This is a genomic window from Natronosalvus amylolyticus (assembly GCF_024298845.1).
Taxonomy (GTDB): Archaea; Halobacteriota; Halobacteria; order Halobacteriales; family Natrialbaceae; genus Natronosalvus; species Natronosalvus amylolyticus.
Genome location: NZ_CP101156.1, coordinates 1959309 through 1984382 on the forward strand (window position 1 = coordinate 1959309; position 25074 = coordinate 1984382).

The window sequence follows — 25074 nt, forward strand, 5'->3', positions numbered from 1 at the left end:
AGCGACCGAACTCGAGCGGAAAAGGTGGAGGGAAACTACTCCTCGTCGATACCGTGACGCTCGTAAAACTCCTCGGGGGTGTCCTCGATGCGTTCGAACTCGGTGTCGAAGTAGTACTCGTGGTGGCGCACGACCTGTTCGACCACCCAGGCGCTGAACTCCTCGTTGAAACGCCACTGGTCCTCGAGGTCGGGGACTTCGAAGCGTTCGTCGGTCGAAAACGCCGCGTAGACGTGGAAAAAGCCGAGGATGACGTCGGCGAAGTCGCGAGCTTTCTCCGCACTCGATTCGCGGCGTTCCTCGAGTTCGGCTTGCCCCTCTGGTGTCAACTCGAAGTACTTCCGGTCGGGTTCGTCCTCGCGTTCGATGCGCTCTGCCCAGCCTTTCTCCTCGAACTTGTACAGGATGGGGTACACCGAGCCATAGGATGGCTCCCAGTGACCACCGCTGATATCACGGATCTCTTTCAGAATCTCGTAGCCGTATCGGGGTTTTTCCTCGAGCAACTCGAGAACGAGGTACGCGATAAGTCCTTTCGGCGGCCCACTTTTCCGCATTATGCGCCTGATTTAAACCGGCGAGCATAAAGGGTTTCGGTCATCGGCAGCCACTGTGCCCAACTGGCGAAAGGCTGATACACATTCGCTGAAACATATAAGTACGAATTTTGTATTTTCTCGGTATGCTTTTTATTGTGTTTGGTATCGGCTCGGTAGTATAGCAGAACCAAGATTTCAGTGCCCCCGCTCGAGGGTGCAAGTGGGGCAATCGGTAGGTGACAGCCCTCGACACCACCGACCGAAACCGTTCGTTATTCACTGCTGGACACGAACGCCTCCGTATGGAGCGACGCAAACCACCACAGACCGAAGAAGGTTGGTACGTCCTGCACGACTTCCGAACGGTCGACTGGGACGCCTGGCGAGACGCCCCCGAACGCCGACGCGCTATCGCCCTCGAGGAGGGAATCGGCTATCTCTCGAGTGCGATTGCCCTCGAAGACGTCGACGGAGACGACGGCGACACCGCGCTGTTTTCGGTCGTGGGACACGAGGCAGACCTGCTCATCTTGCACCTGCGACCGACGATTGCCGACCTCGAGGTCCTCGAGCGCCGGTTCGAAGGGACGGCGCTGGCCGAGTTCACCGAGCAGACGGATTCGTACCTCTCGGTGACCGAAGTCTCGGGCTACATGTCCGAGGAGTATTTCGAAGACGGGGAGGACGCCGACACCGGCATTTCGCGATACATTCAGTCACGTCTCGAGCCCGAAATCCCGGACGCCGAGTACGTCAACTTCTATCCGATGGACAAGCGTCGCGACGCCGAGTGGAACTGGTACGACCTCTCGTTCGAGGAGCGAAAGGAGTACATGTCCGCCCACGGCGACATCGGCCGCGACTACGCCGGCAAGGTCACCCAGATCATCTCCGGCAGCGTCGGCCTGGACGACCACGAGTGGGGCGTCACCCTGTTCGCCGACGACCCCGCCGACATCAAGGACCTGCTCTACGAGATGCGCTTTGACCCCTCGAGTTCGCGCTTCGGCGAGTTCGGTCGCTTCCGCTTCGGCCGACGGTTCGCCCCCGAAAACCTGCGCGCGTACTTCGCCGGGCAGCGAGTTTCGACTGATCCGACCGACGGGAAGCCTGTGGAGGGGGCCGCAAGCGGCCACCACGGCCACGACGGCTCGGGCCACAGTGGCGGACACCATCACAGTGACACCAGCGGTCACGAAGAGGAAGCCGGCACGAGCGATGACGCCGACGTTCGACCCGAACTCGAGGAACTGGGCGTGTACGCCGGTAAACCACACGGGGAGGACATCCACGCGGTCGTGCTCTACTCCGAAGCGGACCCCGAGGGACTGTTCGAGGAGGTTGACGGTCTCCGAACGAACTTCGATCACTACGACAGTCACGTTAAAACGGCCGTCTACGACACCGATGGCGACGAAGCGGCGGTCGTCAGCCTCTGGCAAACTGAACGCGCCGCGAACACGGCCGCTGGCTTCCTCAGCGACCTGCCAGACATCGTCCGCCAGGCCGGCGACGACGAGGCCGAGTCCTGGGGCACGATGGGGATGTTCTACACCGTCAAACCGGAACACCGTGAAGACTTCGTGAGCACCTTCGCCGACGTCGGTGGGTTGCTCGAGGAGATGGACGGCCATCGAAAGACGTCGCTGTTGGCCAACCTCGAGGACGAAAACGATATGTTCATCGCCAGTCGCTGGGACTCCCGCGAGGACGCGATGGAATTCTTCAGGAGCGACGCGTTCGGCGACACCGTCGAGTGGGGTCGGGACGTGCTAGCCGACCGTCCACGACACGTCTTTTTGGCCTGACAGCGGTTTCTGGAGGGCCTCTCCTCGTTATTTTGTACTCGAAATAGCTGAATGAATTTATATCTGACCGGCGTTGCCCTCGGTATTCGGATCGTAAAAGAAGTAACCGGCAATTCCGGCGAGACCAAAGGCAAGCGTGATCAACGGCCACTTACCCGGATTTCGGTCAGTGAGTTTCGCGTGAAGTGTCACGAAAATCGCAAAGCCGATGTGAGCGGTCAGCGTCGCCACCGCGAACGTCTGAAGATCCATTACTCGAGGGTTCGAGAGCGGACGCTTATGGATTTCGGGATTCGACACCACTGACCTGGGGTGTGCAGACCAAAGTACAGGGAGAAAGGTACTCCTGTCTCGAGGAAAAATCCGTAGCCGTGAACCGTCGCGCGGTGCTCGCTGGCGTTCCGGTAGTCGGTCTCGCCGGCTGTCTGGAACGGCTGGGACTCTCCGAAGCGGTCGTCGTCCTCGAGAAGAGCCTCGAGGCGACCGAAGTCGACTTCGAGACCGGCGAGCAACGGGACCTGGTACTGGCACGCAGACGGGATGCGCCGGACGGTCCGGTGTACGAGGAGCTGGCCGACCATCGAGCCCTCGAGTCACTCGACGCAGACAGTCCGCTCGTCGTCGACGATACCCTCCAGGCAGCGCTGGATGAGGCATTTTTCGAGATTCGGCTCCGTGCGCAGGTCTGTGACCACGCGCCGGTCGGCGATCCGGAGGCGGCCGAGGGCTGTCACGATGTTAGTGTCGTGCGGAGTGATTTCAACGAGATACGAGTCGGTGACGAAATCGAGGTGCGCTCGAGTGACGACGGGATCGGATTACTCGAGGTACGCCGACGGCGCGAAGAGCGATAGCTGTCTTCGACACCGGCCCCGATAGCATAATGAGGCCCGTGCTTACAAGCATCGAACCCGTGGCCGCGAGCGAGAATCGCGTCGTCAGCGATTCTCGGAAGTCGGGGGAGGGCAGGCTGCTGAGGTGTATGCGGGCCAGTAGCCACACCGCGAGCGAGACACCGTCGAGCGAGCGGCTTTTTTGGTCCAGATTTTTGTCGTGAGCGGTCGGCTGCGCCGACCCGAGCGATAAAAAGGTGGGTTCTAGAAGTCGTGATCCGGGTCGTCTTCGACCGAGCGCTTGAGTGACTCGCGACGGGACTTGGCGTCACGACCGGTCGCCTCGAGCAGGAAGTCGTTTTTCGCGGAAACGGCCTCGCCCGCGGCCTCGAGTTCGTCGGGGCCGAGTTCGGTGGGGTCGCGTTCGACGAAGTCGACGGCGAGTTTGTCCTTTTTACCGGAGTAGGCTACCGCACCGACGACGATGCGTTCGAAGACTGGATTCTCGGGCGAGTCGATCACGTAGAGGTCGCTGCCTTTGAACTCCTCGGTGCCCGAAATCGAGCCGAAATACTCCTCGACAGTCGCTTCCAGGTCGGGGATTCGCTCCTCGAGATATTCACCGCGACGCATCTTGTACTCCTTCATCGCCTCCACATATACGGGGGGAGTGTTTACCTTTTTTCATCGCTCACAGCGCGTGTCGGTGAGGAAGAGAATCGATTCGCGGAATCGGCGTGTACTCACGAACGGACTTCGGTCGAATCGACGAACGCACTCGAGGGAGCTGGTCACAACAAACGATACCTGGAAGCTGGAACGCAGCGCCCCTATCGCTCGCGCTCGCCGAGATAACCACGTTTGCACTCCGGACAGATGTCACCCTGGCGAAGCGACCCGCGGTCGCCGGGAGCGACGAACGAACACTGCGGGCAGAAAAACTCGGTCGCGACACCATCTCGAGCGGTGCTCTCGCCGGGGTTCGGGGCGGACTGAGCGCTCTCGATACCGGTGTACGAACCCGACGCTGCCTCGACCGGTTCGTCTTCGGCATCGACGAACACGGCATCGTCAGTAACAGGTTCGTCACCTCCAGCTGCCGGTGGCTGGGATGCTTTGTCGGACGAGTCGCGAGGGGCAGTCGACTCGACCGATTCGCCGGCAGTGGCCTGCTGGTGGGTGACGTCAGCTGAATCGTCGGTTCCCTCGTCGTCGGGCCAGGCCGTCGGTTCGTTTGCCGCCCCAACCGGTGGGCCGACGTCGTCCGAATCGGGCCATTCGCCGTGACCGCGGTCGCCATCTCGTGGGGGTTCGGTCTCGTCGAGGATTTCCGCATCGTCGGTAATTGGTTCGCCATCCTCGTCGGTCGGAACGTCGGCTTCGTCCGCGTTGGCTTCACCAGCGACAGCGGTATCGGCCTCTACAACCGGTTCAGTCGTCCGCCCGGGGTCAGCCTCGCTCGAGGGGGTGTCAGACGTGTCCGCTTCGGAATCCAGAATTTCCACGTCTTCATCCAGCGGCGTGTCAGCCTCGGATTCGGGAGCGGTGTCGGCCGCCACGACGTCGTCTCCGTCGTCACTGTCCGGCGTTGGGTCTGACGCCTCCGCCGGGTGCTCATCACCGACGGAGTCGTGCTCGCCCTCGGCTACCGGCGTCGCCGCACCCGAGAGGTCGTGGCCGTTCTCGAGTGAGGTCACTTCGGTGTTTTCACTGAGAATTTTCTCGACACCGCAGCGTTGACAGCGTTGGAACTCGGTAACGGTCAAGACGACCTCGCTCCCCCGTTCTTCGCGGTCGCGTTTGACCGTTGGATCATCATAGTCGTGTCCGAGCAGCGAACATCGCAGAGCCATTGTCCAATCGTACCAAGCCGCGGCATAAAAAACGTACTGCAAAGGCAGGTTGGTTTCGAGTGATTTGATTGTCGAAACGCGACGGTGAACGATGTGAAGGCACTCTCGAGTGGTGCAACCTGTTCGAGGGTCCTCGTAACGACAAACGTCAAATCCCGGTACCGCCAATAGGATAGTAGATGAGAGCAAAACAGGAGTACCGAAATCGGCCGGAAACGGAGGTGATGGTACTCGACGTCCTCGTCAACCGGAGTGAAAACGGGATGTCCGTCTTCGAGCTCCGTGCTGCCGTTTCCGTCGAAATCGACAGTCTCGAGGACGCACTGGCGGCGCTCAAAGACGATAACCTGATCGTCGTCGAGTCGCCTGCGACGAGCAGTCGAACGGTGATCAAACCAGCCGATCGAGTGATTCCGGACGAAGCCGACCTCGATTCGGATACATCGTTGCTCGAGCAACTCCGCGAGCGATTTCCGTTGTGATCGAGTCAGACCGGCATTCATCGGTGATCGGTCCGTGCCAGCGCGAATCTGGCTGAATCCGGCTGGCCTGGTTCGAACCAATGGATTAGGGGCGTCGACTGATAGATTATCAATCCACCGACAGCGTTTTGGCCAGAGCCGAACATATCAACAATTATTATCGCTGCGTGAGTTGCTTCCGATTGCGAACTAACGGACCAATGCCCAATCGCTTCCCTGGAGATCTCCGCGACGACGTTCGAGACGTGTTCGCGCAGTGGCCAGTACGATTGGCGACCGCCACTCGAGGTGAGCGGTGGTGAAACGACGTGCCGCAATTGCGCTCGCACTCTCGATTCTCTTGCTCCTCATCTTCATCACGTTAGTCGGGTGGGAAGACGTGCTGGATTCCATCGAACGAGCGTCCCTGCCAGTGTACGCGGTCGCCGTTCTCGGCTCGCTCGGGACACTCGTGTTCCGCAGTGCGGTCTGGCACCGCGTCCTGATCGTCGTGGATAAACGCCGGCCCTACTGGCTGGTCGGGTTGATTTTCGCCACCGCTTCGTTCATCAAGTACGTCACGCCCTACGGCCAGATCGCCTCGGGCGTCGGTAACGCCGCCATCGTCAACCGCTATACAGGCACCAGTTATGAGGAGAGTCTCGCGGCCGTCGTGAGCGCCGACGCACTCACATATATGCCGTACTACACCTTCGGGTTCGTCGGACTATTATACGTGTTCGGCCGCCTGCCACCGCCAATCGATCCGAGACCGTACATCCTCCCCTCGATCACCGTTCTCGGTGCCGTCGTCGTCGGGGCCGCCCTGCTATGGTGGGGTCGCTCGAGGCTCGCTAATGCGTTCGTAACCGCACTCCTCGGTGTCCGCCGACTGGTCGCTCGCGTCTCGCCGAAACTGGCCCAGCGGCTAACGCGAGAGAACATCGAAAACCGCCTCGAGGGATTTGCCGTCACGCTCGAACTCGTCTCGAGAGATCGCCGCGCAATGGGGATCGCGATGGTGGCTGCCCACCTTGGCTGGCTTGGGCTCGCTCTCGCGCTGTACGCTTCGGCGAGTGCCGTCGGATCGCCGATTCCGTTCGGCGTCGCCTTGCTCGTGGTCGCCCTGAGTAAAATCGGCTTTATCGTGCCGACACCGGGTGGGCTCGGCGGCGTCGAAGCCACACTCGCGGCGTCCGTGTATCTGCTTGCACCGAGTGCCGTCGGCATGACGGTCGCCACCGCAACGGCGATTGCGATTCTGTACCGGTTTGCGACCTACTGGTTCACCATCGCGGTCGGCGGCACGGCCTCGCTCGGACTGACCGTCCTCGATCCACAGCCACCAGTGAGCGAGTAACGTTCTTAGGGCGAGCCCACACACGTTTGTGTATGCCGACGATATTCAGTCAGATCGCCGCAGGCGAGATTCCCGCTCGAGTCGTGTACGAAGACGAGACGACGATGGCGTTTCTCGACGCCACGCCGCTCGCTCCCGGGCACACCCTCGTCATCCCGAAAGACGAGTATCCCCGATTGAACGACGTGCCCGCAGACGTCGCGAACGACCTGTACGCGACGATTCACCAGCTCGTGCCAGCCGTCGAGGCAGCCGTCGACGCGGACGCGAGCACCGTCGCGTTCAACAACGGGGAAGCGGCCGGACAGGAAGTGCCCCACGTCCACTGTCACATTCTGCCTCGGTTCGAAGGTGACGGCGGGAGTAACGTCCACGGCATTGCAGGCGACCTTCCCGACCTCTCGGATGACGAACTCGATTCGATCGCCGAGGATATCGAGTCTCGGGCCTGAGTGAATCGAACCGATAGTGATTCTCGAGTTCGACCCACACGTCGACGCGTGACGGAGTACTGAAAGCGAGTTTTACGTCGGGGCGACCGAGTCGGTCACACGACGAACTGACCGTTCCCGAGATGCAGGCAACTCGCGTCCCAACGCACAACCGACGGCTCGAGACACCCGCCGAGAAGGTTTTATCTCTCGAGTGTGAGCCTCGAGGTATGCTTGGACTCGCCGGATTTGCCGAACGCTTCCGGGCCCATCCGGTCGCCGCCACCATCGAACTCGCCAGCTTTCTGGGCTGTTTTGTATTGGCGATTGGAACGTTTGTCGCCATCTCGAGTGGAGCACCCACCGGTTCGCCCGGTGACGACTGGCTCTGGCTGGCCGTCATCGCCGGTGGCGGCGTTTTCGTCGTCTTCTGGACGGCACTCGTCCCACTATACGAGCGAGGGCTGTAGCCAGCGTTCGACGAACGGTGTGAGAAGCGATCGTCAGCGCCCGTATTTCACGGAAACCCACTGAACACCGTACTGTCGGCGGACTCGAGGCCACCGGCGCCCGTTGACGAGGACCGGCAGCTACAAAGTCTCGGACCACAACAGGTTTCGACAGAAGCGATGTCCGAGGACGTTACGGGAACTGATGACCGAGACGGAGCCGAGCGGGCCGACGCGCGAACCCGTGATCGGGCCGACGACCCCGCGGCCCTGCGCGAAGAGATCCGCCAGCTCGAGGACCGACTGGCCGAGTTCGAAACGTCGGTCGAAGAGCGGACCGTGCGCAAGGAGTCCCTCGAGGGCGAACTCAAACGCTACGTCCGCTGGCGAGTGCGTCGCGGTCACGCACACGGCTGGGGTCCGTACCTCGTCTTGCTGTACGGCACGGCGATGACGATTGCCGCGTTTTACTTCCTCGAGGGGCTCTGGGCCGTCCTCTCGATGCTCGTTATCTGGACCTCGACGCTCGGCGTCTACGTCCTCATGGTGCTGTTCGGCGCTGGCATCTCGATTCTGAACGTGCCCGGTCGACTGCGAAACCGCGTCGGCGAGTGGCGAACCTGATTGTAAAACGTCGAGCCGACAGAACCGCTCGTTCGATTGCCAACGGAGAGTCGAACCTCGAGTACCGTCGTTCGGACACTCGAATAAAAGATTACAGCGGCCGGGGACCCGTTTTTGTCCCCTCAGCTACGCCCTAGTGGCTTCCCAACCCTGAACGAATGCGTGAAACCGATGGTTTCACGCATCCGTCGACGTTTGGGAGGGGACTAGAACGTCTCGAGGTACTCGTCGAGTTCCCACTGGGAGACGTCGACTAGGTAGTCGCCGAACTCCTGTTTTTTGGCTTCGACGAACTTCGGCCCAACGTGGTCACCGAGTGCGTTGAAAATAACCTCGTCTTCCTCGAGGGCGTCGACGGCTTCGCCAAGGTTCGTCGGTAGCGTTTCGATACCGTACTCCTCGCGTTTTGCCTCGTCGAACTCGTAGATGTTCTCTCGGATCGGATCGGGGCACTCGAGATCGTTCTCGATACCCTCCAGTCCGGCGTGAATGAGGGCGGCAAACGCCAGGTACGGGTTACACGATGGATCGGGGAACCGCGCCTCGATACGCGAGGCCGCGGGGACGCGTGCTGCCGGTTTGCGGATCAGTGCCGAGCGGTTGCGGTCGGACCACGCCACGTAGACGGGCGCCTCGTAGCCGGGCACCAGGCGTTTGTAACTGTTGACAGTCGGGTTCGAAACGGCCGTGATCGCGGGCGCGTGCTCGAGGATCCCGGCGAGGAACGACTTGGCGGTGTCCGAGAGGTCGAACTCGTCGTCACCGTCGTGGAACGCGTTCGTGCCGTCTTCGGTCATCAGCGAGAGGTGCGTGTGCATTCCCGACCCGTTGATGCGCGGGATCGGCTTCGGCATGAACGTCGCGTGCAGGTCGTGTTCGGCCGCGATGGCGCGGACGACCGTGCGGAACGTCCCGACGTTGTCGGCCGTCGTGAGCGCGTCGTCGTACTCGAAGTTGATCTCGTACTGGCCCTCGGCAACTTCGTGGTGGCTGGCTTCGATCTCGAAGCCCATCGCCTCGAGGCCGTAGATGATGTCGCGACGGACGTCGCTCGCGAGGTCCTTGGGTGCGAGGTCGAAGTAACCGCCGACGTCGGCGGTTTTCGTCGTCGCACGACCATCCTCGTCCTCCTCGAACATGAAGAACTCCGGTTCAGGGGCAGCGTTGATCGAATACCCCATCTCCTCAGCACGCTCGATCGCCTGTTTGAGGACGTAGCGTGGATCGCCCTCGAACGGTTCGCCCGTCGAGGTGTTGATCACGTCACAGATCATCCGGGCGGCGGCACTCTCTTCGGTGTCGCGCCATGGCAAGACAGCGAACGTTTCCGGGTCGGGCTTGAGGCGCATGTCCGATTCCTGGATACGGACGAAGCCTTCTATGGACGACCCGTCGAAGTAAATGCCCTCAGTAAACGCTTTTTCTGCCTGGCGGGCGGGGACGGCGACGTTTTTGACGACGCCAAGAATATCAGTAAACTGCAGGCGAAGGAAGTCGACGCCTTTCTCTTCGATTTCGTCTAGAACGGCCTGTTCTGTCGCAGTAAGTTTTCCGCTTGTCATCTTCTGGTCGTCTTCAACGACGACCTCCACTACTAAAATCCTGCTGTTCCGAGCAAATCTTCTCTCTTCGTGCCGAAATTGGATATTCGTAAAGTTCTAATGGGTGTAGTGTGTTGGTGAGCGTGATGACGTACGAAAATCTCGATGCAAAGTTGGTGAATGCACTGCTCGGCGATGGCCGAGCCAGTCTTCGCAGCCTCGCCGAAGAACTCGATGTCTCCGTCACGACGATCTCGAATCACCTCTCCGATCTCGAAGAGCAAGGAGTCATCCAGGGCTACTCACCCATCGTCGACTACGACGCCCTCGAGTACGACGTAACCGCCATTATTCAGCTCAAAGTCGAGGGTAACGCACTGCCTGACATCACCGAGACGCTGAAAGAACACCGCCAGATGATCTCGGTGTACGAAGTGACCGGCGACTACGACGTAATCGCCGTCGGCAAGTTCAGAGACACCGATGGCATGAACGATCAGATCAAAGCGCTGCTCACCGATCCCGATATCAAAGAGTCGAACACCAGCGTCGTTCTCAACGCCGTCACCGAAAACGAACAGTTCGAACTGGATATCGACGAATAGCGCTCCCGACGCTATCTCGAGTCACCCCACTCGAGATCCCGACATTTCTCGGCCAGGTGCAAGAGACCTAGCGTGTCGTTCGGGGAAGGCACGAACGCGTGCGATGGAACGGCTCTCGAGCGACACACGGTTCGACAGAAAGAGCAGGCCGAGTGTCTCTGGGCTGTTCGGAAAATCCTCGATCGTCCGTGACTGAGCGAAGCAAAGCCTCGCGATGTCCGCGAAACCGATGGTTTCGCTCGATAACGAAATGCCCGAGGCCTTTCGAACCTCTTTCCCCGAGGCGGTTCACGGGGTGACAATTCCTTTTGCCGACGCCGCCACACCCTTTCGAAGCCACACTATTCGAGAGCAACCGGAGCGCTAACACTCCTGGCCCGCAGAGTGACGAGCATGTTTGGAACGAGCGGTATCCGCGGCCCGGTCGGCTCGACAGTCACCGCCGAACTCGCACTCGAGGTCGGCCGAGCCCTCGCCTCCGACGGCTACGAACGCGTCGTTCTCGGTCGTGATGTCAGAGACAGCGGGAAGGTACTCGGGACGACCCTCGCGGCAGGCGCACGCGAGTGCGGCTCGGACGTGATCGATCTTGGTGTGGCCGCGACGCCGACGGTCGCCCGTAGCGTCGGCTGGTTCGACGCCGACGCAGGCGTCGTCATCACCGCCTCACACAATCCCTCGACGGACAACGGAATCAAGCTCTGGACACCATCCGGGAAGGCCTTCGGCCCCGATCAGCGCGAGACCATCGCTTCGCGAATCGAACGCGAGGACTACACCCTGGCCGACTGGGACGGCCACGGGACACAACGGTCGACCAACGACGGAAACCGGCTACACCTCGACGCACTCCAGGAATCCGTCAGCCTCGAGACCCCTCTGGACGTGGTCGTCGACCTGGGGAACGGAGCCGGCCGAGTGACCGCCGACGTCCTGACCGCCCTCGGCTGTCGCGTCCGCACGATCAACGGTCACCCCGACGGTGCGTTTCCCGGTCGACCGAGCGAACCGAACGAGGAGACACTCGAGGACCTCCAGGTAATGGTCGGGAGCACCGACGCCGACCTGGGAATCGCCCACGACGGGGACGCAGATCGCATGGTCGCAGTCGACGAGACGGGCACGTTCGTCCCGAAAGACGTCCTCCTGGCGCTGTTCGCCCGCGACGCAGCGGGCGAAGGCGACCAGGTCGCCGCACCCGTCGACACCAGTCTCTCTGTCGACGACGCCCTGGCCGACGTCGGTGCCACGCTCACGAAGACTCGTGTTGGGGACGTGTACGTTGCCGAACGAGCGACCGAGCCGGACGTGGTCTTCGGTGGGGAGCCAAGCGGGGCCTGGATCTGGCCCGAAGAAACGCTGTGTCCCGACGGACCGTTAGCTGCCTGCCGACTCGTCGAACTGGTCGCCGACGCGGGACCGCTGTCGGCACTCGTCGACTCGGTCGACACGTATCCGATTCGTCGGGACTCACTCGAGGTCGCGGACAACACGGCCGTGATGGCGACGATCACCGACCGCGTGACCGAGCGCTACGACGACGAGGACGTGGACACGCTTGACGGCGTCCGCGTCGACTGCGGCGACGGCTGGTTCCTCCTCCGGGCGAGTGGGACCCAGCCGCTCGTTCGCGTCACCGCCGAAGCCCGCACGGCCGAGCGAGCCGACGCGCTCGAGCGCGAAGCGATGGCGATTCTCGAGGATGCTATTTCGGCGTCGGTAGAGGGATAGGAACTGGTGTGCTGCGTTTCCGGCGAGCACCACCCCATAGCGAGCGCTCGCCGGTACGCGACTCGACAGTCCTCCACGACACGGGTCGAAGAATATCGTCTCGAGAAGCGGACAGGTCGGCAGTCGGATTGACGGGGGAGCCTACGTCAGTGCAGTAAACGCGAAGTAGACCAGGCCAGCGATGATCGCGAGGAGGACCAGACTGACGAGTAAGCTGACGATCGTCGAGACGATGCTGAAGACGATCCCGACGAGCTGGAGGAGAACCCAGAGCGCGATGATCGCGAGGACGCCCATCCCGACGAGCTGGAGTGTCGAACTCATACTCGAGACTTTTTCATCAACACCTATGAACGTTATGTACGGCTGGCGTGAACGTACGAACCCATCACACGAGAGCCGTATTTAAAACGTCCACATGACCAGCCTCGAGCATAGGGGATCGACGTGAGTGCCAGCGTGTATGGTCTCCGCCGATGAGCCGCCAACAGCGTCGTCCCCACGAAAACGGTATACCGACTCGTTCGACCCAGCAGTCGGCCCCGTCGAGACGATCGTCGACCTGGTCGCGGAAGCGACCGGTCAGTCAGTCTTCGAACTCCCGCCAATCTACGACGTTACGGATCCTGATGCCCTCAATGCCCTCTTCTCGAGCCCTCTCGAGGACGGGTCGAACAGCCAACCACAGCGATTCGAGTTCACCTTCGAGGGCTTTCGCGTGCACGTAACTGGCGACGGCCAGGTGACCGTGGTCCGACCGAAACATCCCGCGAAGATTACCGATCCGCTCGAGTGAGCGGGACGACAACGTCCCCTCTCACGTACTCGCTTTCAGCACCCACTCGCTTTCCGCTCACACACTCGCGGGCGTCGCCTCGAGTTCCCGCAAAAACGACAGCAACCGGTCGGTCACCTGCTCGGCGTGTTCGACCCCACAGGCGTGTGAACCGCCCTCGATCTCGAAGTACTGACTCGCGGGTAGCTTGATATCGAGCAGGCGCCCGTTCCACACCGGAATCACTCGGTCGTCCGACCCGTGGATGACGAGCGTCGGCACCCGGATTTCCTCGAGGCGGTCGCCAACGTCGAAGGACTCGAGCGCACCCAGCTGGGCCTCGAGTGCCGGGTCCGGCGCACCGTACTCGCGTTGCCACTCGATGATGCGGTCCAGAAGGTGTGGGTTGCGATTGGTAAAGCGGTCACTGAATACGGGCCGTAGCCGCTCTCTGGTAGACGCACGCGGGGAACCCGTCGTCGACAGCAACTGTGCGGGAACGTCTTCGTCAATCGCCACCGCATCGACACCGCCGTGGCTCGTCCCGATGAGCGTTAGCGAAGACGCACGTCGGTACTCGAGAGCGTACTGCAAGGCGATCATCCCACCGAGGTCGGCCCCGACGAGGTGGGCGTTGTAGACCCCGGCATCGTCGAGGACGGCCTCGAGGTTAGCCGCCAGCCCCTCGACGCCGTAGCGAAATCGGGAGCGAAGCAGCCGCGAACGGAGCCGACGCGGGAGGCGAGGGACCAATAGCGGTAACCCTGCCTCGGAGCGACCCGTGCCGCGGGTGTCCGGGACGATAACGTCGTACCCGGCGAGACCGTCGCGTTGCCAGCGCCACATCCAGCGGCCAAAACCGAGCCCGCTTAGCAGGACGACTGCGGGGCCATCACCGCGGTCGCGTTCGTAGCTGATCGACACACCGTCGCTCGAGACCCGTGGCATACGCCCACCGACGAGCGCGATCACCTTGAACGGACACGGTCCGCTCCGAGAAACAATCCGTGAACTTAACCACCCCCAGTAGAATATACAGATCGATGAAGCGGCTGCACGCCAGATACCCGTTCCTCGAAGGCGCCCGGGAAGCCGTCGCGACTGAGGCCGTCGATCTGGCAACTATCGTCGAGCAAGATCAGGCGGTCGTCGACCGCGCCCGAGAGCGCGTGCTCTCCTCGCTCGAGGACGGCGAAACGGGCGAACCCAGTCGTGACAGCCGCGTCGAGTTGCTCTCGTATCCGGTCGCTCGCGTGCTCGTCTCGCTGGTCGCCGAACGAATCCTGGTTCGGAAGTACGCCCGAGCGGAGGCCGAAGCCGCATTCGACCGGTTTACCGCCGACTTCACCGATACGACCGAACTCAAAAGCGTCGAATCGAGCGGCGTCGATCTCGAAGACCTGCTCGCAGAGTTCGACCTCGTCGACGCCGTCCATCCCATCGGCGACGTCGACGATCCCGATGGCTATCGCGTGAATGTCGGCGCGTATCTCCCGCTTGCGAGCGATCTCTGGGGTGACGAGTGGCTGCTGGTCAACCGCGCTCTGGCCGACGGTCGGGTGCCGGTCTCCGAAGCCGAACTACTGACGCTCGTTCGCGAGGCCGTTCGCGAGCGCGTCGAAGACGGCCTCCCGTTCGACGTCCCCGAGTCGATCGCCGAGAGCCTCGAGCCCGAAGCCCAGGCTATCCGTGAGGTGCTCGCCGACCTCGACCTCACCCGCGAGATCGATACCGTCGTCCCGGACCTGTTCCCGCCGTGTATGAAGGCACTGCTCGACGACATCCAGAAGGGCGAGCACTTGCCCCACCACTCCCGATTTGCGATCACGTCGTTTCTGACGAGCATTGGCATGGACACCGACGAAATCGTCGATCTCTACCGGGTTAACTCGAGTTTCGGCGAGGAAATGACCCGCTATCAGACCGACCACATCCGCGGCGATACGTCGCCAACCGACTACTCGCCCCCCTCGTGTGCGACGATGCAGTCGTACGGGGACTGTGTGAACAAAGACGACCTCTGTGAGCGAATTCCCCATCCAATGGCGTACTACGAAAACCGTATCGACGACGCCGACGACGACGAACTCGAGGACTGGCGGGAGGGCAACGCCGAAGAAGAGGAAGCAGACGCCTGATCAGGTCGAACCGTTGTCCGAGGTCGATTTCCGGTTCGAAACTGCAGACTCGATCGTCAGACGAACGCAAAAGTCACCGCAGTGACGACCGCTCCGACGCCGATGAGCACCAGACTGGCGAGACCGACCGGTTTGATGAGCGAGCGGTCGACCGTCGCCGCCAGTCCGATTTTGACCAGAATACTGGCTGAGGTGGCAACGACGACGCCGGCGGCTGCCTCCGTCACCGAGAGCTGTCCGGAGCCGACCAGAACCACAGCGGTCGTCGCGACCGAGCCGCTCGAGACCAGGCCACTGAAAAAGGCCGTCACCAGAAACCCGGTCGAGCCGAACGTGGCCTGGGCGGCCGCGGAGAGTATCAGGACCAACAAGAACAGCGAGCCGAATTTGAGCGCGCTACGTAGGCTGAACGGGGATTTCAGTTCGGCGTCGAACGCCTCACTCCAGCTTCCCATGACCACCGAGAGCCCGATGCCGGCGACGGTGATCGCGAGCAGCGGGGTGCCGATGACCGGCGCGAGTTCCGGCAGGAAAAACACGATGATGAGCGTGTTCCGAAACGCCATTGCGGCATCAGCGAGCAAGATACCACTCACGGCGAGGCCGGCGAATGCCTCGTTTCGATTCGATCGGGAGGCGATTTCGCCGACGACGGCCGTCGAGTTGACGAGACCGCCGACGAAACCACTCACGCCGATGCCTCGAGTGCCGTACTTCTGGATGATGATGTAGTTCACGAAGCCGATAGCACTCATGGCGATGACGAGTAACCAGACGACACGCGGGTTGATCGCGTCCCAGGGACCGAGCTGTTCGTCGGGTAACAACGGATAGATCACGAACGCCAGGATGGCGAGTTCGCTGGCGCTGCGAACCTCCTCTTTCGAGAGGTCCTGGGCGAATCCGTGCAGTTCACGGCGCAAGACCAACAACAGTGAGGAAAGCAATGCGACGACGACACCCTCGATGAACAGCCCCGAGGCGACGAGAATCCCTACCCCGTAAGCGACCATCATGCTGATCGACGTGGTCAACGAGAGTCCCGCTTCGTCGGCGAAAATACCTCGAATACCGAGCATAATCCCCTGTGCCAGAACGAGTACACCAGCGATGATCAACAGTGCCGGTAGCTCGAGGATCGTAAACACCGCGCCGGCGAGCGTGATGAGCGCGAACGTCCGAATGCCGGCGTCCTTTTCGGACCACTCGCGCTCGAGGCCGAGAAACATCCCGAGAGCAACGGCAACCAGCAGTTTCACGACGTCGGGCGGTAGCCAGGAGATCCAGGGTTCAGAGAGCATGGTTTGTCGTCGGTATCGAGTACGTCCGTTCGGATATTCCCTTTCGATATCCTGTCGTATAAGGTATCTGTTCGATGGGCTAGCAAAACGCCCTTTCGTCAGTGCATCAAACAGTCACGTATGAGTGAAGAGCCCCCACCTGACAACCGGACTGTCACCGAGGAGGCCACGAAACACGAGGAGGGGACCGAACTAGAGCGAACCATCGGCCTCACCGGTGGACTCACCATCGGTATCGGAACGATGATCGGGGCCGGGATATTCGTCTTTCCAGGGCTGGCAGCCGGCGAGGCAGGCCCCGCCGCGATGGGGTCGTTTGCCATCGGGGCAGTGATCGCCTTACTCGTCGCGATCCCGACGGCCGAACTCGCCACCGCGATGCCCAGAAGCGGCGGCGGCTACTTTTTCATCTCGCGAGGTATGGGCACCGCCTTCGGCGCCATCGTCGGCATCAGTCTGTGGCTCGGCCTGGTCTTCGCCTCGGCGTTTTACCTCGTCGGCTTCGGGGAGTACGCCGTTGCCGTCTTCCTCGAGATGGGGATCGACATCGGCAACCGCGCCCTGTTCGTCGCCGGGCTGGGCGTCCTCGGGGCGGTCGGTCTGACGGCAATGAGTATGGGCGGGACCGAAAACACCGCTACGCTCCAGAACGCCATCGTCTCGTTGTTGCTCGTCATCCTCTCGATTTTCCTCCTGTATGGCATCCTTGACAGCGTCGGCGTCTTCGGCCGAGAGACGGTCCCCGAAGCGTTCGCGCCCGATGGGTACTTTCCGGTGTTGACGACGGCCGCCCTCGTCTTCACGTCGTACCTCGGCTTCGCGCAGGTCGCCACCGTCGCCGGCGAAATCAAAGATCCCGGACGTAACCTCCCGCTCGCGATGGTCGGTTCCGTGGTCATCGTCGGCGTCTTTTACGTACTCACCATCTTCGTCGCCACCAGCGCCCTCGGGACCGGCGAGCTCGAGCGGGCCGGCGAAACCGCCATCGTCGAAGTCACTCGCGAGTTCTTCGGTCTACCCGGTGCCGTCGCCATTCTCATCGCGGGCTTGCTCGCCACCGTCTCGAGTGCGAACGCCTCGATTCTGTCGGCCTCGCGAGCCCTGTACGCGACGAGTCGGGATGCCCTCGTTCCGCCACAGGCGAGTCGCGTCAACCTCAAATACGGCACGCCACACATCGCGCTAGCGCTCGTTGGCGGCCCCGTCATCGTGCTGGTCGCTACCGGCCAGACCGAACTGCTGGCAGAGGTCGCTTCCTTCCTGCATCTGGTGATGTACGGTCTGATCTGTGTCGCCTTGCTCGTGATTCGACGCGAGGATCCTGACTGGTACGACCCAACGTTCGTGACGCCTGGGTATCCGTTCGTGCCCGTGATCGGTGCGCTCTCGAGTTTCGGGCTCATCGCGTTCATGGACAGGCTCTCCCAGGCAATCGGCATCGTGGTCATGATCGGGGCCGCCGTGTGGTACCTCTATTACGCTCGAGACGTATCGCTACGAGGAGGGGTCACCGATGTCTAACGCTCCACACCGGGTGCTGGTGCCGGTCGAGATACTTCGCGGCCAGATGGTGCCCGAAACGATAGTCGAAACGTTCAGTTCCGTCCCGGTAGTCCTGCTTGGCTACCACGAACTTCCCGACCAGACGGCACCGAGTCAGGCACGAAATCAGTTCGAAGACAAAGCACAGGACGAACTCGACGCCCTCGTCACCGCGTTCGAAAACGCCGGTGGCGACGTCACGAAACGGCTGGTGTTCACCCACGACGCCATGAAAACGTTCGAGCGCCTCGCCGTCGAACACGCCTGCGATTCGGTCCTGTTGTTGAACCCCGCGCCAATTCTCGATGACGTCCTCGTCCCGATTCGTGGCGACGTCAACGTCGAACACATCGCCAGACTCGTGGGGTCCGTCGCCGCTGGCACGGATATTGCAATAACCCTCTTACACGTTGCCAGCGACGACGACGACGGACGGGCCGTCGGCGAGAGCCTGCTCGAGGAAGCCACAGCAACCCTCGAAGAGACGGGCGTCCACCGGTCCCGCGTCACGCAATCGGTCGTCGTCGACGACGACCCGCTCGAGGTGATCCTCGAGGCAGCCGACGACCACGACCTCGTCGTCCTCGGCGAGGACCGACCCTCCGTTCGCGAACTGATCTTCGGTGAAACCTCCGAGATCGTCGCCGAGCAGGCCGTCTGTCCCGTACTGGTCGTCAGACGCCGGTATCTCGAGTCGAACGGTGAGAACGCCTCGAGTAGCGGAGTCGACGGTCAGTAACGACGTGACCGGGTACTGAAAAACCGAACCCGAGGAACGTTTTCGGCGACGCTGGTCGACATCACTCGAGAGACTCGCCACTCGGCGTCTCGACACTCTCCATTCCTGGCCACTATTCCGCTTCATCGAACGGGGCCGTCGCGTCTCGAGCCTCCGGCGTTACCTCGACGAACAGTGAAAATACTGCCCCGAGGACGAGCCCCCACAGCAGGTGCCCGATCAGACTCTCGAACGCGACCGTCGGGAAGGTCGTGTCGGACATCCCAGTGACGGTAATCCAGAACGTCTGGGCGATCACTGGCAGCAGTGCCCAGATTGCGAGGCCGTAGACGACGCCCGCCATCGTGATCCGAGCGCCAGGTCCCAGTGCCGCCAGCGCATCCGTCTCGACGGCCGCGGTGATCGTCCCCAACACGACCGGCCGGCTGATGAGAAGGCCGAACCCGATGCCGAGTACGAGGCCGTGCAGCAGGTGGAACCCCCATCCGACTGTTCCCGGCTCGAGGCCGTAGATGGCCGGTATCGTCTCGGTAATGATCGTCGGGTCGATCAGCCACAACAGCCCGCCAAACAGTGCCGTGCTGAATATCCCGCCGCCCGCGCCGCCGACCAGCCAGTAGAACCGACCACCGTAGCCATACGCCGCCACGCTGTCAGTCGCTGTCGTCATGGTGTCGCCGGACTACATCGACTCGAGGGAAAGATCTGTGGGGCGTCTTCTGCAAGGGATATGTGTGGGACGAGCGATTGGGACCGAAGAATGTTGACAGCACAATGTTCACCAATTATTTGTCAGCACGTGGTATCGTCAAACGCCACAGCACCATGTCACAAAATTACACGCTATGCGGAGACCGATAACGATGGCATCCGCAATCGAAACACTCGACCTGGAAAACGACCTCGTTCAGTGGTTCGCCACGGAAGCGGTGAAAGTCGGCATGGGGTCACCACTCCGTGATTCGATTCTCGAGGCTGTCGAAGAAACGACCGGCGAAACGCTCGAGACAGACCCACGAACGCCTGAAACAGACCCAGACAGGGCGGAAGAGCCACTCGAGGAGGCGGATACAGACGACTCGGTGGCCGAGGAGGAGAAAGACCGGCTCACCATGTTGTTGCAGGGAGGAACCGTTTTTCTCGTGCTGTTCGTCGTCCTGTACGTCGTCCTGAGACGATTGACCAGGAGTGAATCGACGACGTGAACCGGGCTCCGATTTCTCGTTGAACGGTACGAGACGACAACAGTCGGTATTAGTCGGTCACCGAGACGCCGCCGAAAGCGGCAAAGCCGGTCACGACGAGATCGACTTCCTCGTGTTCACCGTCACGGCGAGGACGGTCGTCAGAGGCCCCACCTAACACGGGTAAGACGTCCATCTGGACCTTCCACTCGCGGGGAACGATAATGTCCACACCACCGAACATGGCGACGGCATTGATCCGTGCCGGACGGTCCACGATTTCGGCATCCCGAAGGTCGAGTTCAGTCCCTCCGAAGACAGCGGTCAGTTCTGCCCCAGTGAAGGCCTTCGAACTGTTTCGTTTTTCGTTGCTGCCGAACGCGGCGAACGCGGACGTGAAGACGTCGTCAGTCTGGTGGACTCGCGATCGGTACTGGCCGAGCACGATCGAGAGCCCAAACGCGATGACGAGGACTGGCCAGTAGACGACGACCTGTTCGACGGTGGCGTAACCGAGCGCGATCACCTGTGCCGCACCGGCGATACCGATCAACACGACGGGGCCGACGACGTTCCGGAAGCGACTCTGGACGAGTGCCCAGACGCCAACGGCGACGAACAGCAGCGGAACGTACAGCAATACGTTCCGCGTCGGGAAGACGCCAGTCGACTGCAACAGGAGCAATATTCCGACCAGTACAACGATAACACCGAGGATAAACTGGCTGGTTGGGAGCCGACGTGAGGATATCGTAGACATGAGAGAGTATACGATACGAACGGAGAAATACTATTCAGTCCGTTCCCGCCACCGGAGAATCAAAACGCCATGATCCCGACGCCCCCTACGGGTGAACACTCGAGCGAACTGCTCGCTAACGTGGGCTCCACAGTGAAGACACGTCGAGTTCGCCTCGAGGCCACCGTGACTTACCGCCACGCAGACCACCCCATTTCGGCTACGAATTTCGCACGACAGCGACGACCCCCAAACAGTGACTGGTTCGGCTCCGGTTCAGACTCCGCTCGAGTTACAATAGAATTCGCTATCTCTGGGTTGGTGAATCCGTCAAAAACAGCCGATTCGATATCGGCCACACTACAGGTTTTTTGCGGATGGGCCCTGCCGGATTTGAACCAACGACCACTCGGTATCCCCCACCATCTCACATCGAGCAGACGGTGATATGAGCCGAGCGCTCTAACCAGACTGAGCTAAGGGCCCGTACGCGAAATAAAATCGGGCGGAGTAATTAACGCTTGCTGTCTGTTTTCGGATCTCCGAGCATCCCCGACCGATCACACTCGCGGTGTTCGGCGTACGCGAGGGTGTAATAATCGCGGTCAGCTAGCTCGCTCGGGTCGTCTGTGACGACCGTCTCCCCCTGCTCCATGAACAGCCGGCGACCAAACACGACGTCGTACCCGGCCGCCTCGAGTCCCCGCGCGGTTTCGGGTGCATCAGTAACCTTGAACAGAATCTGGCGGTCGGCAACCGTTGGGGCCGCACCGTCGGCCGCTTCGGCCAACGCGAGTTCGCTTCCGGCTTCGATTTCGATTCCCAGGGCCGTCGCGAACGCGGTGACGGAGCTCACGCCGGGAACGACCTCGAGGTCGACCTCGGGATGGTCGCGCTCGAGGGTCCGTCGGAGGTGACCAAAGGTGGAGTAAACGTTCGGATCGCCGAGCGTGACGAACGCTACGTCACCCGTCTGCGCCTGTGGGGCGACGACGTCGGCGGCCTCGCGCCAGGCCGTCCGGAGGGTCTCGGGGTCTCGAGTCATCGGAAACTCGAGGTCGCCGATGCGCTCGTCGTCGACGTATTCGCGGGCGACCGACCGGGAGAGTCGGCCGGGCGAGTAGACGACGTCGACGGTCTCGAGCAATCGCTTCCCGCGGACGGTCACGAGGTCGGCCTGGCCGGGCCCCAGCCCGATGCCGTACAGCGTCATTGGTCGTCGGGCTCGAAGTCAGCGAGCGTCTGGGTGTCGGTCCCGACCCGGTGTTTGGTCGCCAGGCCTGCCAGGTGCGGGGCTTCGGGGACGATCAGTTTCTCGCAAGCAGTGCGACAGGCGTTGGTGCTCCCGGGGAGACAGAATACGGGGGTATCCGCGGCGATGCCCGCGGTTGCCCGGGAGGCCATCGCCCGCGTACCGACTTCGTCCCACGAGAGCGAGCGAAAGAGTTCGCCGAATCCGGGGAGTTCGCGTTCGAACAGCGCGCGGGTCGCCTCCGGCGAGACGTCGTCGGCGGTGACGCCCGTCCCGCCGGTCGTGAGCACCACGTCGATATCGGGCTGGACGACGAGGCTTCGAACGGCGGTTCGAATCGTCGCGTAGTCGTCCCGGACCAGTTCTCGAGCCCGTATTTCGTGCCCGTCGGCCTCGAAGCACTCGGCGATGGTGTCACCGCCAGGGTCTTCGGGCTCGCCCTCGGCCGTCGCCCGCGAGGTCGAGACGGTTACGATAGCGACGTGCAATGGGTCGATGATATCGTGGCCATGCTCGTCGGTACTGCGTCGGTCGGTTGATTTTGTCATAGATACTCTCTGGGTTCGGGGGCCTATAGTGATTGGTGGAACGCTCGGCTACCGGTTCGTCTCGCCGTCGTCCCGACTCGAGACGATGCGTCGTTCGTTCATGGCGGTTGGAGCCGGATTATCGAACGTCGACCAGTCGTCGTCCATCTCCGCGTCAGTGAGCAGGCACTCCTCGAGGCGTTCGATCACGGCCTCGAGATCGAGGTCGTGGCCGATAAGTGCGAGTCGGCTCTCGCGGTCACCCCACTGCTCGTCCCAGGCGAGATCGGGTTGCCCGGCGCGGTAAGTCTCTTGCTGGCGTTCGGAAAAGCTCGCTATCCAGCGGCCAGTGACCTCGAGGCTGGTCTCCGTGCCGGCCAGACTCGTCGTGATCGCCGCTCGTTCCCGCCCGGCGATCCAGGTGAGCCCTTTCGCCCGAACGAGTCCCGCGGGCGGGTTCTCGAGAAACGCGAGAAATCGTTCGGGATGGAACGGACGGACGCGGTGGAACGTTTCGACCGTGATGCCGTAGCGTTCGGGTGGGTGTGTGTGATCGTGGTCGTGGTCATCGTGGTCGTGGTCATCGTGGTCGTCCTGTTCATGCCCGTGTGCATGGCCCTCGTGCTCGTCACCACTCTTTGTGTGTTCGTGGCCGTCAGCGGCCGTCGATTCGATCGCTTGCTTCCAGCCAGCAGCCGCCCTCGCCGCCGAGAAGTCGAACAGTCCCGTCTCGAGCACGGCATCGGGCTCGAGGTCGCCGTACTCGGTGGTGACGACAGGGGCGTTCGGCTGAAGTGTCTCGAGGAGGGCGACGACGGCATCGCGTTCGGCCCCGTCCACGAGGTCGCACTTGTTGAGTACCAGCAGGTCACAGAACTCGACTTGCTCGAGGAGGAGGTCAGCAAACGGCCGCGTACCATCTTCGTCGGGACCTTGCTGTGTTGGTTCGAGGTCGTCGCCGTCGACGAACGTGTCGTGGAACTGGCGAGCGTTGACGACGGTGACGATGGCGTCCAGGTCGTAGATGCCGCCAGGAGGGCCCCGGACGAACTGGTGAGCGATGGGTTCGGGTTCGCCCACGCCAGAGGCCTCGACGATCAGGTACTCGAAATCGTAGCGCTTCCAGAGCCTGACCACCGACCGGGAGAGTTCGCCACCGAGGCTACAACAGATACAGCCGTTCTCGAGCGCCAGTACCTCCTCGCCGGTTTCGAGGTCGGTGTGTGCCTCCACGAGGTCCGCGTCGACGTTGACCGAGCCGACGTCGTTGACGACGACGGCGATTTCGCGGTCGCTCGCGCGCTCGAGAACCGTCGAGAGGAGGGTCGTCTTACCCGCACCGAGTGCGCCACAGAGGATCGTGACTGGAACTGCCATCTAGTCGGTAGCGACGCCGAACTCACGTTTGTTTTCCGGTTCGGAGTCGGCATCCGATTCGCCAGCGGGTTCAGGTGGTTCGAAGGGGTCCGGATACGTCGACCAGGCTTCGTCCATCTCTCTGTCGGTGAGTAAACACGCATCGAGATCGTCGACGAAGGTGTCGTCGTCGAACGCTCGCCCGATAAAGACCAGACGAGTCATCCGATCACCCCACGTTTCGTCCCAGTCCGATTCGATCCCAGGACGCGCGGCAAAGAACTGCTCCCGTTTTGCTTTCGGGAGGGTAGCGATCCACTCGCCCGCCGGCCCCGCGCGAACGGACGTTCCCGCCTTGTCGACCCCCATCGCGACGTCCTCTCGCCCGGCGCTCCAGAAGTAGCCCTTCACGCGGACGAGTTCGTCGGGCAGTTGGGTGAGGGCGCTGGCGATTCGCTCCGGATGGAACGGGCGTTTTCGCTCGTAGACGAACGACGTCACGTCGTGTTCTTCCTGTGGGTCGTGGTGATGGTCGTGGTGGAGTTCGTGTTTCCAGCCGGCACCGCTCTGTGCGGCCTCGAAGTCGAACCGATCGGTCCCGAGTATCTTCCCGGGGTCGATCCGGCCGAACTCCGTTCGAACGAGTTCCGCCCGGGGTTGGAGTTTCGAGAGGACCGCTTCGATCTCCTCGAGCGCGTCGTCGGGAACCAGGTCACACTTGTTGAGCAAAAGAACGTCACAGAACTCGATCTGATCGAGCAACACCTCCTCGGGGATACGGCCGGCTTCGGGCGCGAGTTCGTCGCTCGTCAGCGACGCACCCGAGTCGAACGACTCCCAGAACGCGTGGGCGTTCACGACGGTGACCATGGTATCGAGACGGTAGGTGTCAGTCGGGTCGAACGCCGCGTCTTCGAATCCGAGGGCGAACGTCTGAGCGACCGGAATCGGCTCGGAGATACCCGACGATTCCACGAGCAAGTAATCGAAATCGCGTTGTTCCGCCAGTCGACCGACCTCCTCGAGCATATCTCCACGGAGACGGCAGCAGATACACCCGTTCGAGAGTTCGATAATCTCTTCGTCACCCCCAAGGTCCGTTTGTTGGGTGACGGCTTCGGCATCGATGTTTATCGAACCCATGTCGTTGACCACGACCGCCACCTCGTACCCGTGGTCAGCGGTCAGCACGTGGTTCAACGTCGTCGTCTTTCCCGCTCCGAGACTGCCACTGAGCACGGTGACCGGAATACGATTGTCACTTGCAACCATATTATGATGTTTAC

General features: G+C 61.7%; 27 protein-coding genes, 1 tRNA gene and 2 pseudogenes. 14 read left to right on the top strand and 16 right to left on the bottom strand.

The genetic code is table 11. The annotated features are described in order from the left end of the window. Positions 1-35: 35 nt before the first annotated feature. Complete coding sequence (locus NLK60_RS09285) at positions 36-557, bottom strand: PadR family transcriptional regulator (protein WP_254807522.1); 522 nt, start codon at positions 555-557, stop codon at positions 36-38. Positions 558-841: 284 nt separating this feature from the next. Between NLK60_RS09285 and NLK60_RS09290 the strand changes: the two genes are divergently transcribed. Further along, complete coding sequence (locus NLK60_RS09290; RefSeq protein WP_254807523.1) at positions 842-2347, top strand: heme-binding protein; 1506 nt, start codon at positions 842-844, stop codon at positions 2345-2347. A gap of 57 nt (positions 2348-2404) precedes the next feature. Here the strand turns inward: NLK60_RS09290 and NLK60_RS09295 are convergent, their stop codons facing one another. Continuing rightward, positions 2405-2599 (bottom strand): hypothetical protein, encoded by a 195-nt coding sequence (locus NLK60_RS09295; RefSeq protein ID WP_254807524.1) that lies wholly within the window; start codon positions 2597-2599, stop codon positions 2405-2407. Between the two features lie 119 nt (positions 2600-2718). Between NLK60_RS09295 and NLK60_RS09300 the strand changes: the two genes are divergently transcribed. After that, entirely contained in the window at positions 2719-3201 is a 483-nt protein-coding gene (locus tag NLK60_RS09300) for a hypothetical protein (RefSeq protein ID WP_254807525.1), read from the top strand. Between the two features lie 243 nt (positions 3202-3444). Here NLK60_RS09300 and NLK60_RS09305 read toward each other — a convergent pair whose 3' ends face one another. Both NLK60_RS09305 and NLK60_RS09310 read right to left on the bottom strand, forming a co-directional pair. Beyond that, on the bottom strand, positions 3445-3828 hold the full coding sequence (locus NLK60_RS09305) for a DUF5611 family protein (RefSeq protein ID WP_254807526.1): 384 nt from the start codon (positions 3826-3828) through the stop codon (positions 3445-3447). 182 nt (positions 3829-4010) lie between these two features. Beyond that, complete coding sequence (locus NLK60_RS09310) at positions 4011-5033, bottom strand: DUF7093 family protein (RefSeq protein WP_254807527.1); 1023 nt, start codon at positions 5031-5033, stop codon at positions 4011-4013. Between the two features lie 179 nt (positions 5034-5212). Here NLK60_RS09310 and NLK60_RS09315 point away from each other — a divergent pair, with 179 nt between their 5' ends. The 5 genes and pseudogenes from NLK60_RS09315 to NLK60_RS09335 all read left to right on the top strand — a co-directional run. Then, positions 5213-5515, top strand: a complete 303-nt coding sequence (locus tag NLK60_RS09315; RefSeq protein WP_254807528.1) for a DUF6432 family protein — start codon at positions 5213-5215, stop codon at positions 5513-5515. Between the two features lie 298 nt (positions 5516-5813). After that, complete coding sequence (locus NLK60_RS09320; protein WP_254807529.1) at positions 5814-6854, top strand: lysylphosphatidylglycerol synthase transmembrane domain-containing protein; 1041 nt, start codon at positions 5814-5816, stop codon at positions 6852-6854. Between the two features lie 32 nt (positions 6855-6886). Next, positions 6887-7306 (top strand): HIT family protein, encoded by a 420-nt coding sequence (locus tag NLK60_RS09325; RefSeq protein WP_254807530.1) that lies wholly within the window; start codon positions 6887-6889, stop codon positions 7304-7306. 209 nt (positions 7307-7515) lie between these two features. Beyond that, positions 7516-7755 carry a hypothetical protein gene (locus NLK60_RS09330; protein WP_254807531.1) on the top strand — a complete coding sequence of 80 codons (240 nt, stop codon included), beginning with the start codon at positions 7516-7518 and terminating at the stop codon, positions 7753-7755. 111 nt (positions 7756-7866) lie between these two features. Continuing rightward, positions 7867-8358 (top strand): annotated as a pseudogene (locus NLK60_RS09335) (hypothetical protein); the annotation flags it as partial. A gap of 206 nt (positions 8359-8564) precedes the next feature. On the opposite strand, the gene glnA reads toward NLK60_RS09335, so the two are convergent. Further along, complete coding sequence (gene glnA / locus NLK60_RS09340) at positions 8565-9920, bottom strand: type I glutamate--ammonia ligase (RefSeq protein WP_254810455.1); 1356 nt, start codon at positions 9918-9920, stop codon at positions 8565-8567. A 125-nt stretch (positions 9921-10045) separates the two neighbouring features. On the opposite strand from glnA, the gene lrp reads away from it, so the two are divergent. Both lrp and glmM read left to right on the top strand, forming a co-directional pair. Then, positions 10046-10504, top strand: a complete 459-nt coding sequence (gene lrp, locus NLK60_RS09345) for an HTH-type transcriptional regulator Lrp (RefSeq protein ID WP_254807532.1) — start codon at positions 10046-10048, stop codon at positions 10502-10504. 393 nt (positions 10505-10897) lie between these two features. After that, the gene (gene glmM / locus NLK60_RS09350; protein WP_254807533.1) at positions 10898-12235 is read left to right on the top strand and encodes a phosphoglucosamine mutase; all 1338 of its coding nucleotides are present in this window, start codon (positions 10898-10900) and stop codon (positions 12233-12235) included. A gap of 141 nt (positions 12236-12376) precedes the next feature. Here glmM and NLK60_RS09355 read toward each other — a convergent pair whose 3' ends face one another. Continuing rightward, entirely contained in the window at positions 12377-12559 is a 183-nt protein-coding gene (locus tag NLK60_RS09355) for a hypothetical protein (protein ID WP_254807534.1), read from the bottom strand. A 139-nt stretch (positions 12560-12698) separates the two neighbouring features. Here NLK60_RS09355 and NLK60_RS09360 point away from each other — a divergent pair, with 139 nt between their 5' ends. Beyond that, on the top strand, positions 12699-13031 hold the full coding sequence (locus NLK60_RS09360; RefSeq protein ID WP_254807535.1) for a HalOD1 output domain-containing protein: 333 nt from the start codon (positions 12699-12701) through the stop codon (positions 13029-13031). 57 nt (positions 13032-13088) lie between these two features. Here the strand turns inward: NLK60_RS09360 and NLK60_RS09365 are convergent, their stop codons facing one another. Further along, positions 13089-13958 carry an alpha/beta fold hydrolase gene (locus NLK60_RS09365; RefSeq protein ID WP_254807536.1) on the bottom strand — a complete coding sequence of 290 codons (870 nt, stop codon included), beginning with the start codon at positions 13956-13958 and terminating at the stop codon, positions 13089-13091. Between the two features lie 95 nt (positions 13959-14053). Between NLK60_RS09365 and priL the strand changes: the two genes are divergently transcribed. Then, positions 14054-15148, top strand: a complete 1095-nt coding sequence (priL, locus tag NLK60_RS09370) for a DNA primase regulatory subunit PriL (RefSeq protein WP_254807537.1) — start codon at positions 14054-14056, stop codon at positions 15146-15148. Between the two features lie 56 nt (positions 15149-15204). On the opposite strand, the gene NLK60_RS09375 is transcribed toward priL, so the two are convergent. Then, on the bottom strand, positions 15205-16449 hold the full coding sequence (locus tag NLK60_RS09375; RefSeq protein ID WP_254807538.1) for an MgtC/SapB family protein: 1245 nt from the start codon (positions 16447-16449) through the stop codon (positions 15205-15207). A gap of 120 nt (positions 16450-16569) precedes the next feature. Here NLK60_RS09375 and NLK60_RS09380 point away from each other — a divergent pair, with 120 nt between their 5' ends. Continuing rightward, entirely contained in the window at positions 16570-17970 is a 1401-nt protein-coding gene (locus NLK60_RS09380) for an APC family permease (protein WP_254807539.1), read from the top strand. Beyond that, positions 17963-18730 carry a universal stress protein gene (locus tag NLK60_RS09385; RefSeq protein WP_254807540.1) on the top strand — a complete coding sequence of 256 codons (768 nt, stop codon included), beginning with the start codon at positions 17963-17965 and terminating at the stop codon, positions 18728-18730. Before NLK60_RS09380 ends, NLK60_RS09385 begins: the two co-directional genes overlap by 8 nt. 112 nt (positions 18731-18842) lie before the next feature. Here NLK60_RS09385 and NLK60_RS09390 read toward each other — a convergent pair whose 3' ends face one another. Then, positions 18843-19400, bottom strand: a complete 558-nt coding sequence (locus tag NLK60_RS09390) for a hypothetical protein (protein ID WP_254807541.1) — start codon at positions 19398-19400, stop codon at positions 18843-18845. A gap of 193 nt (positions 19401-19593) precedes the next feature. On the opposite strand from NLK60_RS09390, the gene NLK60_RS09395 reads away from it, so the two are divergent. After that, entirely contained in the window at positions 19594-19935 is a 342-nt protein-coding gene (locus NLK60_RS09395) for a hypothetical protein (RefSeq protein ID WP_254807542.1), read from the top strand. A 49-nt stretch (positions 19936-19984) separates the two neighbouring features. Here NLK60_RS09395 and NLK60_RS09400 read toward each other — a convergent pair whose 3' ends face one another. From NLK60_RS09400 to NLK60_RS09425, 7 genes and pseudogenes are all read right to left on the bottom strand, one after another. Continuing rightward, positions 19985-20674 (bottom strand): LiaF transmembrane domain-containing protein, encoded by a 690-nt coding sequence (locus tag NLK60_RS09400; RefSeq protein WP_254807543.1) that lies wholly within the window; start codon positions 20672-20674, stop codon positions 19985-19987. Positions 20675-20704: 30 nt separating this feature from the next. Beyond that, positions 20705-20863, bottom strand: a complete 159-nt coding sequence (locus NLK60_RS19685; protein WP_425499042.1) for a DUF7563 family protein — start codon at positions 20861-20863, stop codon at positions 20705-20707. A 168-nt stretch (positions 20864-21031) separates the two neighbouring features. Next, positions 21032-21139 (bottom strand) — tRNA-Ile (locus NLK60_RS09405). Positions 21140-21212: 73 nt separating this feature from the next. Beyond that, positions 21213-21866, bottom strand: a pseudogene (locus NLK60_RS09410) (cobalt-factor II C(20)-methyltransferase); the annotation flags it as partial. Then, positions 21863-22453 (bottom strand): MogA/MoaB family molybdenum cofactor biosynthesis protein, encoded by a 591-nt coding sequence (locus NLK60_RS09415; protein WP_254807544.1) that lies wholly within the window; start codon positions 22451-22453, stop codon positions 21863-21865. The pseudogene NLK60_RS09410 and the gene NLK60_RS09415, both read right to left, overlap by 4 nt. A 48-nt stretch (positions 22454-22501) precedes the next feature. Continuing rightward, positions 22502-23809, bottom strand: a complete 1308-nt coding sequence (locus NLK60_RS09420) for a CobW family GTP-binding protein (RefSeq protein WP_254807545.1) — start codon at positions 23807-23809, stop codon at positions 22502-22504. Then, positions 23810-25060, bottom strand: coding sequence for a GTP-binding protein (locus NLK60_RS09425; protein WP_254807546.1), 1251 nt, complete (start codon positions 25058-25060; stop codon positions 23810-23812). Positions 25061-25074 lie beyond the last annotated feature (14 nt).

What these genes read in the sequence shown, in the direction of transcription:
- NLK60_RS09285 (WP_254807522.1), bottom strand. Translation starts at nt 557, where the DNA reads ATGCGGAAAAGTGGGCCGCCGAAAGGACTTATCGCGTACCTCGTTCTC.
- NLK60_RS09290 (WP_254807523.1), top strand. Translation starts at nt 842, where the DNA reads ATGGAGCGACGCAAACCACCACAGACCGAAGAAGGTTGGTACGTCCTG.
- NLK60_RS09295 (WP_254807524.1), bottom strand. Translation starts at nt 2,599, where the DNA reads ATGGATCTTCAGACGTTCGCGGTGGCGACGCTGACCGCTCACATCGGC.
- NLK60_RS09305 (WP_254807526.1), bottom strand. Translation starts at nt 3,828, where the DNA reads ATGAAGGAGTACAAGATGCGTCGCGGTGAATATCTCGAGGAGCGAATC.
- NLK60_RS09310 (WP_254807527.1), bottom strand. Translation starts at nt 5,033, where the DNA reads ATGGCTCTGCGATGTTCGCTGCTCGGACACGACTATGATGATCCAACG.
- NLK60_RS09315 (WP_254807528.1), top strand. Translation starts at nt 5,213, where the DNA reads ATGAGAGCAAAACAGGAGTACCGAAATCGGCCGGAAACGGAGGTGATG.
- NLK60_RS09325 (WP_254807530.1), top strand. Translation starts at nt 6,887, where the DNA reads ATGCCGACGATATTCAGTCAGATCGCCGCAGGCGAGATTCCCGCTCGA.
- NLK60_RS09330 (WP_254807531.1), top strand. Translation starts at nt 7,516, where the DNA reads ATGCTTGGACTCGCCGGATTTGCCGAACGCTTCCGGGCCCATCCGGTC.
- glnA (WP_254810455.1), bottom strand. Translation starts at nt 9,920, where the DNA reads ATGACAAGCGGAAAACTTACTGCGACAGAACAGGCCGTTCTAGACGAA.
- lrp (WP_254807532.1), top strand. Translation starts at nt 10,046, where the DNA reads ATGACGTACGAAAATCTCGATGCAAAGTTGGTGAATGCACTGCTCGGC.
- glmM (WP_254807533.1), top strand. Translation starts at nt 10,898, where the DNA reads ATGTTTGGAACGAGCGGTATCCGCGGCCCGGTCGGCTCGACAGTCACC.
- NLK60_RS09355 (WP_254807534.1), bottom strand. Translation starts at nt 12,559, where the DNA reads ATGAGTTCGACACTCCAGCTCGTCGGGATGGGCGTCCTCGCGATCATC.
- NLK60_RS09360 (WP_254807535.1), top strand. Translation starts at nt 12,699, where the DNA reads ATGGTCTCCGCCGATGAGCCGCCAACAGCGTCGTCCCCACGAAAACGG.
- NLK60_RS09365 (WP_254807536.1), bottom strand. Translation starts at nt 13,958, where the DNA reads ATGCCACGGGTCTCGAGCGACGGTGTGTCGATCAGCTACGAACGCGAC.
- priL (WP_254807537.1), top strand. Translation starts at nt 14,054, where the DNA reads ATGAAGCGGCTGCACGCCAGATACCCGTTCCTCGAAGGCGCCCGGGAA.
- NLK60_RS09375 (WP_254807538.1), bottom strand. Translation starts at nt 16,449, where the DNA reads ATGCTCTCTGAACCCTGGATCTCCTGGCTACCGCCCGACGTCGTGAAA.
- NLK60_RS09380 (WP_254807539.1), top strand. Translation starts at nt 16,570, where the DNA reads ATGAGTGAAGAGCCCCCACCTGACAACCGGACTGTCACCGAGGAGGCC.
- NLK60_RS09385 (WP_254807540.1), top strand. Translation starts at nt 17,963, where the DNA reads ATGTCTAACGCTCCACACCGGGTGCTGGTGCCGGTCGAGATACTTCGC.
- NLK60_RS09390 (WP_254807541.1), bottom strand. Translation starts at nt 19,400, where the DNA reads ATGACGACAGCGACTGACAGCGTGGCGGCGTATGGCTACGGTGGTCGG.
- NLK60_RS09395 (WP_254807542.1), top strand. Translation starts at nt 19,594, where the DNA reads ATGGCATCCGCAATCGAAACACTCGACCTGGAAAACGACCTCGTTCAG.
- NLK60_RS09400 (WP_254807543.1), bottom strand. Translation starts at nt 20,674, where the DNA reads ATGTCTACGATATCCTCACGTCGGCTCCCAACCAGCCAGTTTATCCTC.
- NLK60_RS09415 (WP_254807544.1), bottom strand. Translation starts at nt 22,453, where the DNA reads ATGACAAAATCAACCGACCGACGCAGTACCGACGAGCATGGCCACGAT.
- NLK60_RS09420 (WP_254807545.1), bottom strand. Translation starts at nt 23,809, where the DNA reads ATGGCAGTTCCAGTCACGATCCTCTGTGGCGCACTCGGTGCGGGTAAG.
- NLK60_RS09425 (WP_254807546.1), bottom strand. Translation starts at nt 25,060, where the DNA reads ATGGTTGCAAGTGACAATCGTATTCCGGTCACCGTGCTCAGTGGCAGT.